Origin of the sequence: Pseudomonas sp. NPDC089743 (genome assembly GCF_044748785.1) — a bacterium.
Lineage (GTDB): Bacteria > Pseudomonadota > Gammaproteobacteria > Pseudomonadales > Pseudomonadaceae > Aquipseudomonas > Aquipseudomonas putida_X.
Window position 1 is genome coordinate 202,228 of the sequence record NZ_JBIVGS010000003.1, and the last position, 13,942, is coordinate 216,169.

Sequence of the window (13,942 nt, forward strand, 5' to 3'; positions counted from 1 at the left end):
GCAACCAGAGGCTTTCTGGGTTAATCCTTTTGTACGAAACGCGTCTAGCGCAGGCCCAAGCGCCGCGCCAGGCGGTTCAAGTTGGCCCGGTCCAGGCCGAGCTCGCGGGCGGCGGCGGCCCAGTTGTCCTGATGGCGCTGCAGGCAGGCATCGATCACCTGGCGTTGGTAGCCGTCGACAGCCTCGCGCAAGCCACCTTCGGCCAGCGCCGGCGCCGGCAAGGGCGCCGGGGCGGGGGCCTGTACCACGCCCGCCTCGGTACGCAGGTCCAGGTCACTGGCTTGCAGTGTGAGAATACGTGGCCGGTCCGGGTGCTGGCCCAGTGCCTTGAGGGCTGAGCGGCCGATCAGGTGTTCCAGTTCGCGCACGTTGCCGGGCCAGCCGTAAGCCAGGAGCGACGACTGCGCGTCGTTGCTCAGGCGCAGACTGTTCAGGCCCAGGCGTGATCGATTCTGTTCGAGGAAGTACCCCGCCAACAGCAGCACATCACGCCCACGCTCGCGTAGGGGCGGAACCTGCAGCGGGTACACGCTCAGGCGGTGGTAGAAGTCGGCGCGGTAGTTGCCGTTGCGTACCTCGGCGGCAAGGTCGCGATTGGTCGCTGCGATCAGGCGCACATCGACTGTGTGTTCGCGGTCTGAGCCCAGGCGCTGCAGTTGCCCGCTTTGCAGTACCCGCAGCAGCTTCGCCTGCACCGCCAGCGGCAGTTCGCCCACTTCGTCGAGAAACAGCGTGCCGCCATTGGCCAGTTCGAACTTGCCGCGGCGCTCACCGTGGGCACCGGTAAAGGCCCCGCGTACATGGCCGAACAGTTCACTTTCCACCAGCGTGTCGGGCAGCGCGGCGCAGTTGAGGCTGATCAGTGGCTTGTGGGCACGGTGGCTGGCCTGGTGCAGGGCCTGGGCCACCAGTTCCTTGCCCACCCCGGTTTCACCGGTGATCAGCACCGTGAGGTCGCTGCCGCCGACCAGGCGTATTTCATCCAGCAGGCGCTTGTGCGCCGGGCTTTGGCCAATCAGCTCTTTGCCCTGGCCGCTGGCCTGGCGGTAGATTTCGGCGCGCTGGTGCTCATCCTCGGCGCGCAGGGCCAGGTGTTCGATGCGTTCGGCCACCGTGACCGTGGCGGCTGCCAGGCTGGCGAAAGCCTGCAGGGCATCCAGCTCCAGGCTCTGGAACTGGCCAGGGGTGAGGGCATCGAGCGTCACCAGGCCCCACGGGCGCTCGTCGACCATCAGCGGGCAGCCCATGCAGTCATGCACGTGAAGGTCGACGTCGTGGGCATTGACCAGCCCGTCATAGGGGTCGGGCAACTGGGAATCGCTGGGGAAGCGCGTAGGCTCGGCGCGGCTGAGCAGCACCTGGAAGCGCGGATGCTCGCTCACTTTGAAGCGCCGGCCCAGGGTATCGGCAGACAGCCCGTCGACAGCCAGTGGCACCAGCCATTCGCCATCCAGCCGCAACAGCGCAGCGGCATCGCAGGGTAGCAGGCCGCGCATGGCTTGCAGCAGGCGGCGGTAGCGTTCCTGGTCGGGCAGGTCGCGGGACAGGTCGCTGACCAAGGGGAGCAGGGCGGTGAGCAACGGCTTTGCGGTCATAAGGACTCCTGTTGGTCTAAATGACTATACTCCGCGGCTGGTCTTTTTGACATCAAATAGTATAAGTGCTTGATTTTTATGGAATTAAAGTTTGGCACGAATACTGATACTGCACATGCAACCTTTCCAAGCCCCTGGTTCAGGAGTCGTTGCAAATGCTCAATGCCGAACAACGTGCAATCATCAAAGCCACCGTCCCGCTGCTGGAAACCGGTGGAGAAGCGCTGACCACCCACTTCTACCAGTTGATGCTCAGCGAGTACCCGCAGGTGCGTCCACTGTTCAACCAGGCCCATCAGGCCAGTGGCGATCAGCCGCGCGCCCTGGCCAATGGCGTGCTGATGTACGCCCGGCACATCGACCAGCTGGAACAGCTCGGCGGCCTGGTCGGCCAGATCATCAACAAGCACGTCGCCTTGCAGATCCTGCCGGAGCACTATCCGATCGTTGGCAGCTGCCTGCTGCGGGCCATCGAGGAAGTACTCGGTAAGGACATCGCCACTGCCGAGGTGATCGCTGCCTGGGGCGCGGCCTACGGGCAGTTGGCCGAGATCCTCATCGGCGCCGAGGAAGGCCTCTACAAACAGAAGGAAGAGGCCGTCGGTGGCTGGCGCGGTACCCGCGAATTCCGCTTGGTGCGCCGCGAGCAGGAAAGCAGCGAGATCGTTTCGTTCTACTTCGCCCCCGTGGACGGCAAACCGGTGCTCAAGGCTGAACCGGGCCAGTACATCGGCTTGCAATTGTTCATCGACGGCGCCGAGCAGCGTCGCAATTATTCGCTCTCGGCGTTGTGCGATGGCAAGCAATACCGCATCAGCGTCAAGCGTGAGGCGGGCGGCAAGGTGTCCAATTACCTGCATCATGAAATGATGGTTGGTGACACACTGCAACTGTTTCCGCCGTCCGGCGACTTCACCCTTGCCAGCAGTGACAAGCCGCTGGTGCTGATCAGTGGTGGGGTGGGCATCACGCCGACCCTGGCGATGCTGGAGGCGGCCCTTCAGACCCAGCGCCCGGTGCACTTCATCCACTGTGCACGCAATGGTGCGGTGCATGCCTTCAGCGAGTGGGTGGATGGGCTGGCCAAGCAGCATCCTCAACTCAAGCGCTTCTATTGCTATGCCGAGGATGATGGGTCGCGCGATGCCAATGCGGTTGGGCTGTTGAGCCAGGAGCTGTTGGCTGAATGGATGCCGAGTGAGCGTGATGTGGAGGCGTATTTCCTTGGGCCCAAGGGCTTCATGGCGGTGATCAAGCGCTACCTGGAAGCGCTGGGTGTGCCGCCGCAGCAGAGCCGCTATGAGTTCTTCGGGCCAGCGGCAGCCTTGGAATGATGTATTGACCGGGCTGCCCCCATCGCCGGCAAGCCGGCTCCCACCGGGATCGCGGTTGGCTTTGGGGCAGGGGGGGGCCTTCAAAGGCCTGCGCTGAGATTGAGGGCAGTGGGGTACTTTGTGAGCCGGCTTGCCGGCGATGGGGCCGGTACATCCCATGCAAGGCTCAAATGAACCCCCATAAAGGTCATCCCCGCTACAAACCTCCCCCCAAGCACGCTGCCGGTCTCAGGGCCGGCGGCGTATCGTCGATTGCTCATATAAAGGAAAGATGAACCACGCCGGCCATCTTTCATCCTTAATCGTCCTTTAATCACTGTATCCTTCACTCCCGGGTGTCGAGGGGCTTGCCTCTGCGCGGCATCCGGGCAACTGCTTTTTTACCGGCCGGCGTTGAACCGACGGCACGCCCGCCGGTCTCAAGCCCACTCCGGATAGCCCTCGCAGTGCTGTCTGCCGCTTCCTCGACACGCTAACGGTCAGACCTGCGTGTAGAATCGCGCCAGGCAGGTGGACCACGCTGCCCCTATCCATCGAAGGAACCGGCAATGAACGAACAAACATCGCGCCTGAATCGGGAACGGCGCTTTCTGGTGCTACTGGGGGTGATCTGTCTCGCCCTGATCGGTGGCGCTTTGTACATGCAGGTGGTGCTCGGCGAAGCGCCCTGCCCGCTGTGCATCCTGCAACGCTATGCCCTGCTGTTCATCGCCGTGTTTGCCTTCATCGCCGCGGCGATGCCCGGGCGGCGCAGCCTCACGCTGTTCGAGGGGCTGGTGGTGCTTAGCGCAATTGGCGGAATCGTTGCGGCCGGCAACCATGTGTATATACTCGCCAACCCCATGGTCAGTTGCGGTATCGACACCCTGCAGCCGATCGTCGACGACCTGCCGCTGGCCAAGCTCTGGCCGCTCGCCTTCCAGGTCGACGGGTTCTGCAGCACGCCATACCCGCCGATCCTCGGCTTGTCCCTGGCGCAATGGGCATTGATGGCGTTCGTGCTGACGGCCATCCTGGTACCGCTGGGCATCTATCGCAACAGGCGCCAGCCTTAGACATAAGTCCCGATTTTGCTGTGGTCTTTTGCACCCACAGAGAAGAGGGAAAAGTCGCCCACCGCTTGATCCAGATCAACCACAAAGCCTTGCAGGACGCGGGTTTGAGGTCTATCAAGCGGGGTGCGACAAACTGTCGCGAAGTTGAATTTCCAATCACTATTGTTACGCATTCTGTAAAAGACTGTTGCTCAATAAGTCATAGTCAAGGGTTGGCGACCTCACTACAATCGCCCCCAATTTCCGTTCGGCACTGCTTGCGAGTCGCAGGATTGAAGGAAGCCCCAGCGCTTTCTTTTGCTGACTTCGTCAAGTTTCGCCCAGCGGCGATACCGGGCGGATACCCCTCCGCGTTTTCCCGCACCAAACGGACTTGGTCTGAAGTACAGGCCTGTTGCCTACGAAACCATAAGCACCGCTAACACGCTTGAGCCAAGGTCCTGCAGTCGGGCCCCAGGCAGGAGCGTATTCGGGCGCGAAATGCCTCACTTGGCAGGACGAAGTGTTGGCTACCAAAACACAAATTGCATTGAAGCAAGCTGATCTAGAGGTCGTGAGATGAGTAAAAAGCGTTACCCCAGACTGTTTGGCATATTGCCCTTTTTAGGCATGCTTTTACTCAGCGGGTGCAACTGGACCCTGCTCGACCCGAAAGGTCAGGTCGGCATTGAGCAAAAGAACCTCATCCTCATCGCTACCGGCCTGATGCTGCTGGTGGTGATCCCGGTCATCATCATGACCGTGGCGTTCGCCTGGAAGTACCGTGCTTCCAACAAGGCGGCCACCTACACCCCAGATTGGTCGCACTCGACCAAGATCGAGGCTGCGGTGTGGATCATCCCGATCCTGATCATCATTGCCCTGGGTTATGTCACCTACAAGTCCACCCACAAGCTGGACCCCTACCGTCCACTGGATTCGGACGTGAAGCCGATTCAGATCGACGTGGTCGCACTGGACTGGAAGTGGCTGTTCATCTACCCGGAACAAGGCATCGCCACGGTCAACAAGATCGTCTTCCCGGCTAACACCCCGGTCAACTTCCGCGTCACCTCCGACGCCGTGATGAACTCGTTCTTCATCCCGGGCCTGGGCGGCCAGATCTACGCCATGGCCGGCATGACCACCAAGCTGCACCTGATCGCCAACGAAAACGGCGTGTTTGACGGTATCAGCGCCAACTACAGCGGTGCTGGCTTCACCGGCATGAAATTCAAGGCCACTGCAACCTCCCAGGAAGACTTCGACAAGTGGGTCGCCGAGGTCAAGCAGTCGCCGAAGAAGCTGGACAAGGCCGAATACGACGCCTTGGCCAAACCAAGCGAAAACAACCCAGTCGCGCTGTATAGCGAGGCCTCGCCTGACCAGTTCCAGATCATCGTCGACAAGTACGAAGGCATGAACCGCGGTCGTCCGAGCCACGAAGAAGCAGGCAGCAAAGATCTGGCCACTACCAAGGGTGTGGAATCGAGTATGCAACCAGCTGCCGGTGCAGAGGAGTAAGAGATGTTCGGTAAATTAAGCCTGGAGGCGATACCCTATCACGAGCCGATAGTCATGGTGACGCTTGCCATGATCGCGCTCGGTGGTATCGCTGTCGTCGGTCTTATCACCTATTTCCGCAAGTGGACCTACTTGTGGACCGAGTGGCTGACCACGGTCGACCACAAGAAAATCGGGGTGATGTACATCATCGTCGCGATGGTCATGCTGCTGCGCGGCTTTGCCGACGCCATCATGATGCGTACCCAGCTGGCTGCTGCTACCGGCGGCTCCGAAGGCTACCTGCCGCCTGAACACTATGACCAGATCTTCACCGCGCACGGTGTGATCATGATCATCTTCATGGCGATGCCGTTCTTCACCGGCCTGATGAACCTGGCGGTTCCTCTGCAGATCGGTGCACGTGACGTTGCCTTCCCGTTCCTGAACTCCCTGAGCTTCTACCTGCTGCTGGCAGGCGTGCTGCTGGTCAACATCTCGCTGGGCGTTGGTGAATTCGCCAAGACCGGCTGGGTTGCCTATCCGCCGCTCGCGGGCATTCAGTACAGCCCTGGGGTGGGTGTCGATTACTATATCTGGGCGCTACAGCTATCCGGATTGGGTACGACGCTTACCGGTGTGAACTTCCTCGTCACCGTGATGAAGATGCGCGCACCTGGCATGAAACTGATGGACATGCCGATCTTCACCTGGACCTGCACCTGGGCCAACGTGCTGATCGTCGCTTCCTTCCCGATCCTGACCGCTGCACTGGCACTGCTGACTGTTGACCGTTATCTGGACTTCCACATCTTCACCAACGAGCTTGGTGGGAACCCGATGATGTACGTCAACCTGTTCTGGGCGTGGGGTCACCCTGAGGTTTACATCCTGATCCTGCCGGCCTTCGGCGTGTTCTCGGAAGTGACTTCGACCTTCTCCGGCAAGCGTCTGTTCGGCCACCACTCGATGATCTACGCATCGGGCGCGATCGCCATCCTGGGCTTCGCCGTATGGCTGCACCACTTCTTCACCATGGGTGCCGGCGCCAGCGTCAACACCTTCTTCGGCCTGGCGACGATGCTGATCTCCATTCCGACCGGTGTGAAGTTGTTCAACTGGCTGTTCACCATGTACCAGGGCCGTGTGCGCTTCACCGCACCGATGATGTGGACCCTGGGCTTCATGATCACCTTCTCCATCGGTGGCATGACCGGCGTTCTGCTGGCTGTTCCAGGTGCTGACTTCGTGCTGCACAACAGCCTGTTCGTTATCGCCCACTTCCACAACGTGATCATCGGTGGTGCGGTATTCGGCTACATTGCCGGCTTCGCCTTCTGGTTCCCGAAAGCCTTCGGCTTCACCCTGAACGAGAAGTGGGGCAAAGCTGCCTTCTGGTTCTGGATCTCGGGCTTCTACGTAGCGTTCATGCCGCTGTACGCCCTGGGCTTCATGGGCATGACCCGTCGTCTGAACCACTCCGACAACCCGCTGTGGGAACCCTACCTGTACGTTGCCGTCGCCGGCGCCGTGCTGATCCTGTTCGGTATCGCTTGCCAGCTGATCCAGATCTACGTTTCGGTCCGCGACCGCAACCAGAACCTGGACGTGACCGGCGACCCATGGGGCGGCCGTACCCTGGAATGGTCGACTTCGTCGCCACCTCCGTTCTACAACTTCGCTCACATGCCTGAGAAAGTTGGTCTGGACTGCTGGCACGAAGCCAAGGAAGCCGGTGTTGCGTACAAGGCTCCGGCCAAGTACGAAGCCATCCACATGCCGAGCAACACGGCTACCGGTCTGTTCATGGGCCTGTTCCTGACCGTCTTCGGCTTCGCCTTCATCTGGCACATCTGGTGGCTGGTGGGTGCGAGCCTGGTTGCGACCATCGCTGTCTTCGTTCGCCACGCTGCGCGTGACGACCAGGGCTACATGGTTCCGGCCGAAGAAGTGGCGCGCATCGAAGGCGAGCGCATGAAAGCGCTGGCCAAAGCAGGTGCTCTGCCTGCCGGCGCACGTGTCGAATCGTTTGAGCGGGTGTAATCAATGTCCAGTCAAGTAATCCACGGCGATGCTCATGGTCACGACCATGGGCACGACGATCACCACCACGACTCGGGCCAGATGACCGTACTCGGTTTCTGGCTGTACCTGATGACCGACTGCATCCTGTTTGCGTCGCTCTTCGCCACCTACGCGGTGCTGTCCGGCAGTTTTGCCGGCGGCCCGTCGGGTCATGACATCTTCCAGCTCGATTTCGTAGCTGTAGAAACACTGTTCCTGCTGCTGTCCTCGATCACCTTCGGCTTCGCCATGCTGAAGATGTTCGACGGCAAGAAAGCAGGCGTGCTGGGCTGGTTGGCAGTGACCTTCCTGTTCGGTGCTGCGTTCATCGCGATGGAAATCTACGAGTTCCATCACCTGATCGTTGAGGGCTACGGCCCGCAGCGCAGTGGCTTCCTGTCGGGCTTCTTCGCCCTGGTAGGCACCCACGGCCTGCACGTGACCGCCGGCCTGATCTGGATGGCAATCATGATGTACCAGATCAACAAGCACGGCATCACGCCGACCGCTAAGACCCGCATGAGCTGCCTGAGCCTGTTCTGGCACTTCCTGGACGTGGTCTGGATCTGCGTATTCACCGTCGTCTACCTGCTGGGGGTTCTGTAATGGCTAACGCACACGACACTCATCACGAAGGTAACCACGGTAGCGTGAAGTCCTACATGATCGGCTTTGTACTGTCGATCATCCTGACCGCGATCCCGTTCGGCCTGGTGATGTACCCGAGCCTGCCGAAGAACCTGACCGTCCTGATCGTGGTGGCCATGGCCGTCATCCAGGTGGTAGTGCACCTCGTGTACTTCCTGCACATGGACCGCTCGAAAGAGCAGCGTTCCAACGTGTCGACGTTCCTGTTCACCACCCTGGTGATTGCACTGCTGGTCGGCCTGTCGCTGTGGATCATGTTCAGCATCCACTACGAAATGATGGCCAAGTGAGGTAAGACTGCATGTCCGTTAAGCACTTTATCCAAATCACCAAACCGGGGATCATTTTCGGTAACGTGCTTTCCGTGGCAGGCGGTTTCTTCCTTGCCTCGAAGGGCCATGTAGACTTCGCCCTGTTCCTGGCGGTGGTAATAGGTACGTCCCTGGTGGTTGCGTCCGGTTGCGTGTTCAACAACTGCATCGACCGCGACATCGATATCAAGATGGAACGCACCAAGAACCGCGTCATGGTCCAGGGTGGCATGTCGCTGACCCTCGCGCTGGTCTACGCCACCCTCCTCGGGGTGGCGGGCTTCAGCCTGCTGTATGTCCAGGCTAACCCGCTGTCGGCGTTCTGCGCGCTGATCGGGTTCATCGTCTACGTCGGTTTCTACAGCCTCTGGCTGAAGCGCAAATCGGTGCACGGCACCTTGGTCGGCAGCCTGTCCGGTGCCATGCCTCCGGTGATCGGCTACTGCGCCGTCAGCAACAGCTTCGACCTGGCGGCAGTGACCCTGCTGGTGATGTTCAGCCTGTGGCAGATGCCGCACAGCTTCGCCATCGCAATCTTCCGCTTCAAGGATTACAGCGCTGCCAACATTCCGGTCCTGCCGGTGGCGCGCGGTATTCTTGCGGCCAAGAAGCAGATCGTGCTGTACGTGCTGGCCTTCGTGCTCGCGACCCTGATGCTCACCCTCGGCGGTTACGCCGGCCTCGGCTACCTGGCCGTGGCAGCAGCCATGGGCCTGTACTGGCTGTATATGGCCTGGGGTGGTTACAAGGCCGAGGACGACAGCAAGTGGGCCCGCAAGGTATTTGGCTTCTCCATCCTCACCGTCACCGCCCTGAGCGTGATGATGTCGGTGGACAGCCAGACTGCCGCGGACGTGCTGATGACCTACGCGCGCTGATACAGTCGCCTGCAACATCGAAAACCCTGGCCTTGGTGCCAGGGTTTTTTTATGGGTGTCAGTCAGTGCTGGCCTCTTTGGGGGGCAAACGGCAACCGTGTGAGGGGCTTTAGCTTGGAAGAGGGCAGTGCAAACAATGAAAATCCTGGTAATTCAAAAAATAAGCCTGAAAAGTTCTAAGTAATCAGGAAATTATCCTTTACACATACGCCTGCTCGGCACTATCTTCTGAATCAGGCCGCCGCAGCGGCCAGCGTCGCTCGGACGGTTCCGGGCGCTTACGTTTCGTTGAGGAAACCATGGCCGACCAAGGTTCGCCGCGCCGCTTCGCGCGCATCGATCGTCTCCCCCCGTATGTCTTCAACATCACTGCCGAGCTCAAGATGGCCGCCCGCCGCCGTGGTGAGGACATCATCGACCTGAGCATGGGCAACCCTGATGGCGCGACGCCGCCGCACATCGTCGAGAAGCTGGTGCAGGTCGCCCAGCGTGAAGACACCCACGGCTATTCCACCTCTCGCGGGATCCCGCGCCTGCGCCGGGCCATTTCCAACTGGTACAAGCAGCGCTACGAGGTCGACATCGACCCGGACAGCGAAGCCATCGTCACCATCGGCTCCAAGGAAGGCCTGGCCCACCTGATGCTCGCCACGCTCGATCAAGGCGACACGGTGCTGGTGCCCAACCCGAGCTACCCGATCCACATCTACGGCGCAGTGATCGCCGGTGCCCAGGTGCGTTCGGTGCCGCTGGTGCCCGGTGTCGACTTCTTCAACGAACTGGAGCGGGCGATCCGCGAGTCCATCCCCAAGCCGAAGATGATGATTCTGGGCTTCCCGTCCAACCCCACTGCCCAGTGCGTGGAGCTGGACTTCTTCGAGCGCGTGGTGGCCTTGGCCAAGCAGTACGACGTGCTGGTGGTGCATGACCTGGCCTACGCCGATATCGTCTACGACGGCTGGAAGGCGCCCTCGATCATGCAGGTGCCGGGGGCCAAGGACATTGCGGTGGAATTCTTCACCTTGTCCAAGAGCTACAACATGGCTGGCTGGCGGATCGGCTTCATGGTGGGCAACCCTGAGTTGGTCAGCGCCCTGGCGCGGATCAAGAGCTACCACGACTACGGCACCTTCACCCCACTGCAGGTGGCGGCCATCGCCGCGCTGGAAGGCGACCAGCAATGCGTGCGCGACATCGCCGAACAGTACCGCCAGCGCCGCAACCTGCTGGTCAAAGGCCTGCACGAGCTGGGCTGGATGGTCGAGAACCCCAAGGCGTCGATGTATGTCTGGGCCAAGATCCCCGAGCAGTACGCCCACCTGGGGTCGCTGGAGTTTGCCAAGAAGCTGCTGGCTGAAGCCAAGGTGTGTGTCTCGCCGGGTATCGGTTTTGGCGATTACGGTGATGACCACGTGCGCTTCGCCCTGATCGAGAACCAGGACCGGATTCGCCAGGCGATCCGGGGCATCCGGCAGATGTTCCGGGCTGATGGCCTGAGCCGTAAATAGCGCAGTTTCAGGGGCCGCGATGCGGCCCCTGATGTTTGCCGGATCGACGGCAAACTATTTTTCATTGCCCCTCTTCTCAGCCGACCTGGCTTCGATTACAAATGGCGCCGCGGGCCAGCCCCGATAACAATAACCTTCCCCTTCCGTGCCATCATGTCCGAATACAACCCTTGCCTTGACTGCGGCGCCTGCTGCGGGTACTTCCGTGTGTCCTTTTTCTGGGGCGAATGCCAGTCAGCCGGTGGCCTTGTGCCCGATGACCTGGTGGTGCAGATCAACCCAACCCGGGTAGCCATGATCGGCACCGATGCCAAGCCCTGCCGTTGCGTCAGCCTCAAGGGCGAAATCGGCAGCGAAGTGGCGTGCACCATCTACGCCAACCGTTCCAGCCCTTGCCGTGAGTTCGAAGCATCGTGGGAGGGCGGCGTGCACAACCCCAGTTGCGACGATGCACGTGCTGCTTACGGCTTGCCACCGCTGACGCCACCGGGGGCCAATGAGCCGCATTGGCCGGATGATGGGGCCGAGGTGGCTTGAGCCCTTTGCGGCGGCCTGCGGCGTAACTGCCGCAGGCCGTTGTAAGAAGTTTCTGAACCTGAAACCAAATGCTTCAGAAACACGGGCTTGGCGAATTATCCTACGAGCCCTGTCGGATGCCGTCTGATAGGCAAGCCTGTACCTCATAGGTAACTTTTCGCGGTCGCTGTGGTTTGGCGACCGGGTGTGAGAAGCCTGTAGTTTGAGATCGCTTGCCAGATATGGCAGCTGTGCGCGTGCAGGCTTCGGTCTGGCCGTGGTGATCTCGGACACGGTCTTCTCACCTCGCGCATGGCTGCCACCCAATCTGTGAGAAGGATGTGAGTGGTTGCTTCTGAAACCTCTACCGAGAGAAGTGACTATGAAAAAGCTCGTTCCCGATCCACCCGACAGCTGCCCCATTCCCTACATCACGATAATCGCCGACCTTTCCCTTGAAGACGCCAAGGCTCACGCCGCCGCGCTCATGGATAGCCTTTCGAGCACCATCGAGCTCTACCTCAGCACCGTGGGCGAAGACCAACGCAGGGTGGTGCTGGACAACATGGGCATCCTCACCGATCTTCTGCGGGCCCTTTTCAGCCACATGACCACGCTGGAGAGGGAGCATGAGTGATGACCTCAAAGCGCGAACCACGGCGGGTCGAGAGACCTTTCTCGGGCTGTATGCCATCCAGCCGGGCGTGCCGCTCGATCACGCGTTTGACGAACTTTCTGTTCTGCTTGGCTGCATTCGGCATTTGAGTGAGGAAGCGGAGATGGAGGGAAACCTCGTTGCTGGCAGCGCCGCGCGTATCCTGAGTGCCATGGCCAAGGCGCTGATCAATGACATGGAGGTGGGGTTGAACCGCAGTGCCTGAAGCGTGTGGGCCAAGGGTGCTGCAGTGCTCTTGAGAGTGGGCGCCGCCCGCGCGGTGCTCAGTCTCCAGCACAGCCTGATACGCCGAGCATGCCCCAGCCCTCGCACATGACGTTAAACTGTCATCTCCCCAGCAATGGACAGGAGATGCGGCGTGACCCCACCCCGAAGTTTCCCCACCGACCTCTGCCTCGACAGCCCGCGTCTGCAGCTGCGCCCGATGCGCCACGCCGATGCCCAGCAATGGCTGACGATCATGGCCGACCCCGAGGTCATGCGTTACTGGCACCATGCCCCCTGGCAGGACCTGGCCGAGGCACAAAGCGCCTTGGCTGCCGACCGGGAGGCCTATGCCAATGGTGACCAGCTCAAGCTGGGCATGTACCGCCGTGACACTGGCGAACTGATTGGCATGGTCCAGCTGTTCAACATCGACGACACCTCCCGCCGTGGCGAGATTGGCTACTGCCTGGCCAGCGCGGTGCAGGGCAGGGGCTACATGGACGAGGCGCTGACCTGCTTCATCGACTACCTCGCCCATACCCTGCACATGCGTCGCCTGGAGGCAGAGATCGACCCCCGCAACAATGGCTCGGCACGCACGCTGGAACGTCAGGGGTTCGTCCTTGAAGGCACATTGCGCGCACGCTGGTGCGTGGCGGGTGAGTTCTCCGACTCGGGCATTTACGGGTTGTTGCTCGAGCCACCTGTTGCATGACGGCTTTCTACGTCACGTTCAGCCTTGCCCTGTATTTGCTCGGCCTGTGTTTCGATGGCGCGCTGATGAGCGCCGGCAGGCACATGCCGGCCTTGCAGATGTTGCTGTATGGGCCTTGGGGTGTTCCGTTCGGTCTGTTCCAGTGGTTTGCCAACCCGCTGCTGGCCATCGCAGTCCTTGCCCACCGGCGTTTTAGGCGTTTGGCGCTGGTCGCCGGGTTGGCCGCGCTGTACCTGGCGGCGAGCAGTTTTGGCATCGAACGGCTGCCGGATAACATCAGCTACGCGTTTCAGGACCGCACTGGCTTTGGTGCGGGTTTTTACCTTTGGCTGGCATCTATCGTGGTGTTCTGCGCGGGGCAGGCATGGCATGTCTGGAAGGCGCAAGGCGCACAAGACATGCCGGGTTGGCGCTGGCTGGACGTTGCGTTGATTGCAGCATTGGCACTGGCGGTGTATGCCGCCACGCAAATGCCGTCGCTGCGTTTTGTGCCGGGCAAGGTACTGATGCCTCCCGAGCAGCCGCAGGCGTTTTGAAATTGACCAGGAGAGGGTGATGAACAAGCAGTTTTTGCTGGGGTTGAGCTTGGCTTGCTGTATGCCTGTGGCGATGGCCGAGGACACCTCGCCGAGCTACACCCAGTGCATGGACAAGGCTTCCAGTACGGTGGCGATGAGCAGTTGCATCCAGGCTGAGACCCAGCTGCAGGACGCGCGGTTGAACCGGGCTTACAAACAACTGATGGGCAAGCTCGAGGCGGGCCCGAAGAAGAGCTTGCGCGATGTTCAGCGCCAGTGGATCGCTTACCGGGATGGCAACTGCAAATTCCACGTGCAAGCCAGCGGCGGCACGATGGCCCAGCTGGAGGGCGGGATGTGCATGATGGACATGACCCGCGAGCGGGCGGCAGAACTGGAGCGGGTGCTAAGCCCCGGGCAATGATGTTGCTCCTG

15 protein-coding genes are annotated in these 13,942 nt (G+C 60.8%); 14 read left to right on the plus strand and 1 reads right to left on the minus strand.

The window, feature by feature from the left end:
* Positions 1–44: 44 nt before the first annotated feature.
* The gene (gene norR / locus ACIPZC_RS07730) at positions 45–1,595 is read right to left on the minus strand and encodes a nitric oxide reductase transcriptional regulator NorR (RefSeq protein ID WP_400626033.1); all 1,551 of its coding nucleotides are present in this window, start codon (positions 1,593–1,595) and stop codon (positions 45–47) included.
* Positions 1,596–1,750: 155 nt separating this feature from the next.
* Here norR and hmpA point away from each other — a divergent pair, with 155 nt between their 5' ends.
* From hmpA to ACIPZC_RS07800, 14 genes are all read left to right on the plus strand, one after another.
* Positions 1,751–2,929, plus strand: a complete 1,179-nt coding sequence (hmpA, locus tag ACIPZC_RS07735) for an NO-inducible flavohemoprotein (protein WP_241804143.1) — start codon at positions 1,751–1,753, stop codon at positions 2,927–2,929.
* A 548-nt stretch (positions 2,930–3,477) separates the two neighbouring features.
* On the plus strand, positions 3,478–3,984 hold the full coding sequence (locus ACIPZC_RS07740) for a disulfide bond formation protein B (RefSeq protein ID WP_039601973.1): 507 nt from the start codon (positions 3,478–3,480) through the stop codon (positions 3,982–3,984).
* Between the two features lie 558 nt (positions 3,985–4,542).
* Positions 4,543–5,487 (plus strand): ubiquinol oxidase subunit II, encoded by a 945-nt coding sequence (gene cyoA / locus ACIPZC_RS07745; protein WP_241804144.1) that lies wholly within the window; start codon positions 4,543–4,545, stop codon positions 5,485–5,487.
* Positions 5,488–5,490: 3 nt separating this feature from the next.
* Entirely contained in the window at positions 5,491–7,509 is a 2,019-nt protein-coding gene (gene cyoB / locus ACIPZC_RS07750) for a cytochrome o ubiquinol oxidase subunit I (RefSeq protein WP_241804145.1), read from the plus strand.
* 3 nt (positions 7,510–7,512) lie between these two features.
* Positions 7,513–8,136 (plus strand): cytochrome o ubiquinol oxidase subunit III, encoded by a 624-nt coding sequence (gene cyoC / locus ACIPZC_RS07755; RefSeq protein ID WP_241804146.1) that lies wholly within the window; start codon positions 7,513–7,515, stop codon positions 8,134–8,136.
* The gene (gene cyoD, locus ACIPZC_RS07760; RefSeq protein WP_400626036.1) at positions 8,136–8,468 is read left to right on the plus strand and encodes a cytochrome o ubiquinol oxidase subunit IV; all 333 of its coding nucleotides are present in this window, start codon (positions 8,136–8,138) and stop codon (positions 8,466–8,468) included. Before cyoC ends, cyoD begins: the two co-directional genes overlap by 1 nt.
* Before the next feature lie 11 nt (positions 8,469–8,479).
* Positions 8,480–9,367 carry a heme o synthase gene (gene cyoE, locus ACIPZC_RS07765; RefSeq protein WP_241804147.1) on the plus strand — a complete coding sequence of 296 codons (888 nt, stop codon included), beginning with the start codon at positions 8,480–8,482 and terminating at the stop codon, positions 9,365–9,367.
* A 299-nt stretch (positions 9,368–9,666) separates the two neighbouring features.
* Positions 9,667–10,875, plus strand: a complete 1,209-nt coding sequence (gene alaC / locus ACIPZC_RS07770; RefSeq protein ID WP_241804148.1) for an alanine transaminase — start codon at positions 9,667–9,669, stop codon at positions 10,873–10,875.
* Positions 10,876–11,028: 153 nt separating this feature from the next.
* A complete protein-coding gene (locus ACIPZC_RS07775; protein WP_241804149.1) occupies positions 11,029–11,412 on the plus strand; it encodes a YkgJ family cysteine cluster protein in 384 nt (127 codons plus the stop codon).
* A gap of 361 nt (positions 11,413–11,773) precedes the next feature.
* The gene (locus ACIPZC_RS07780; protein ID WP_241804150.1) at positions 11,774–12,028 is read left to right on the plus strand and encodes a hypothetical protein; all 255 of its coding nucleotides are present in this window, start codon (positions 11,774–11,776) and stop codon (positions 12,026–12,028) included.
* A complete protein-coding gene (locus ACIPZC_RS07785) occupies positions 12,021–12,272 on the plus strand; it encodes a DUF3077 domain-containing protein (RefSeq protein WP_400626039.1) in 252 nt (83 codons plus the stop codon). Before ACIPZC_RS07780 ends, ACIPZC_RS07785 begins: the two co-directional genes overlap by 8 nt.
* Before the next feature lie 153 nt (positions 12,273–12,425).
* The gene (locus ACIPZC_RS07790) at positions 12,426–12,989 is read left to right on the plus strand and encodes a GNAT family N-acetyltransferase (protein WP_400626041.1); all 564 of its coding nucleotides are present in this window, start codon (positions 12,426–12,428) and stop codon (positions 12,987–12,989) included.
* The gene (locus ACIPZC_RS07795; protein ID WP_400626043.1) at positions 12,986–13,525 is read left to right on the plus strand and encodes a hypothetical protein; all 540 of its coding nucleotides are present in this window, start codon (positions 12,986–12,988) and stop codon (positions 13,523–13,525) included. Before ACIPZC_RS07790 ends, ACIPZC_RS07795 begins: the two co-directional genes overlap by 4 nt.
* A 19-nt stretch (positions 13,526–13,544) precedes the next feature.
* Complete coding sequence (locus ACIPZC_RS07800) at positions 13,545–13,931, plus strand: lysozyme inhibitor LprI family protein (RefSeq protein WP_400626045.1); 387 nt, start codon at positions 13,545–13,547, stop codon at positions 13,929–13,931.
* The last annotated feature ends 11 nt before the right edge of the window (positions 13,932–13,942 follow it).

Excerpts from the sequence above, each read along its gene's own strand:
- norR (WP_400626033.1), bottom strand. The coding sequence starts at position 1,595 with ATGACCGCAAAGCCGTTGCTCACCGCCCTGCTCCCCTTGGTCAGCGAC.
- hmpA (WP_241804143.1), top strand. The coding sequence starts at position 1,751 with ATGCTCAATGCCGAACAACGTGCAATCATCAAAGCCACCGTCCCGCTG.
- ACIPZC_RS07740 (WP_039601973.1), top strand. The coding sequence starts at position 3,478 with ATGAACGAACAAACATCGCGCCTGAATCGGGAACGGCGCTTTCTGGTG.
- cyoA (WP_241804144.1), top strand. The coding sequence starts at position 4,543 with ATGAGTAAAAAGCGTTACCCCAGACTGTTTGGCATATTGCCCTTTTTA.
- cyoB (WP_241804145.1), top strand. The coding sequence starts at position 5,491 with ATGTTCGGTAAATTAAGCCTGGAGGCGATACCCTATCACGAGCCGATA.
- cyoC (WP_241804146.1), top strand. The coding sequence starts at position 7,513 with ATGTCCAGTCAAGTAATCCACGGCGATGCTCATGGTCACGACCATGGG.
- cyoD (WP_400626036.1), top strand. The coding sequence starts at position 8,136 with ATGGCTAACGCACACGACACTCATCACGAAGGTAACCACGGTAGCGTG.
- cyoE (WP_241804147.1), top strand. The coding sequence starts at position 8,480 with ATGTCCGTTAAGCACTTTATCCAAATCACCAAACCGGGGATCATTTTC.
- alaC (WP_241804148.1), top strand. The coding sequence starts at position 9,667 with ATGGCCGACCAAGGTTCGCCGCGCCGCTTCGCGCGCATCGATCGTCTC.
- ACIPZC_RS07775 (WP_241804149.1), top strand. The coding sequence starts at position 11,029 with ATGTCCGAATACAACCCTTGCCTTGACTGCGGCGCCTGCTGCGGGTAC.
- ACIPZC_RS07780 (WP_241804150.1), top strand. The coding sequence starts at position 11,774 with ATGAAAAAGCTCGTTCCCGATCCACCCGACAGCTGCCCCATTCCCTAC.
- ACIPZC_RS07785 (WP_400626039.1), top strand. The coding sequence starts at position 12,021 with ATGAGTGATGACCTCAAAGCGCGAACCACGGCGGGTCGAGAGACCTTT.
- ACIPZC_RS07795 (WP_400626043.1), top strand. The coding sequence starts at position 12,986 with ATGACGGCTTTCTACGTCACGTTCAGCCTTGCCCTGTATTTGCTCGGC.
- ACIPZC_RS07800 (WP_400626045.1), top strand. The coding sequence starts at position 13,545 with ATGAACAAGCAGTTTTTGCTGGGGTTGAGCTTGGCTTGCTGTATGCCT.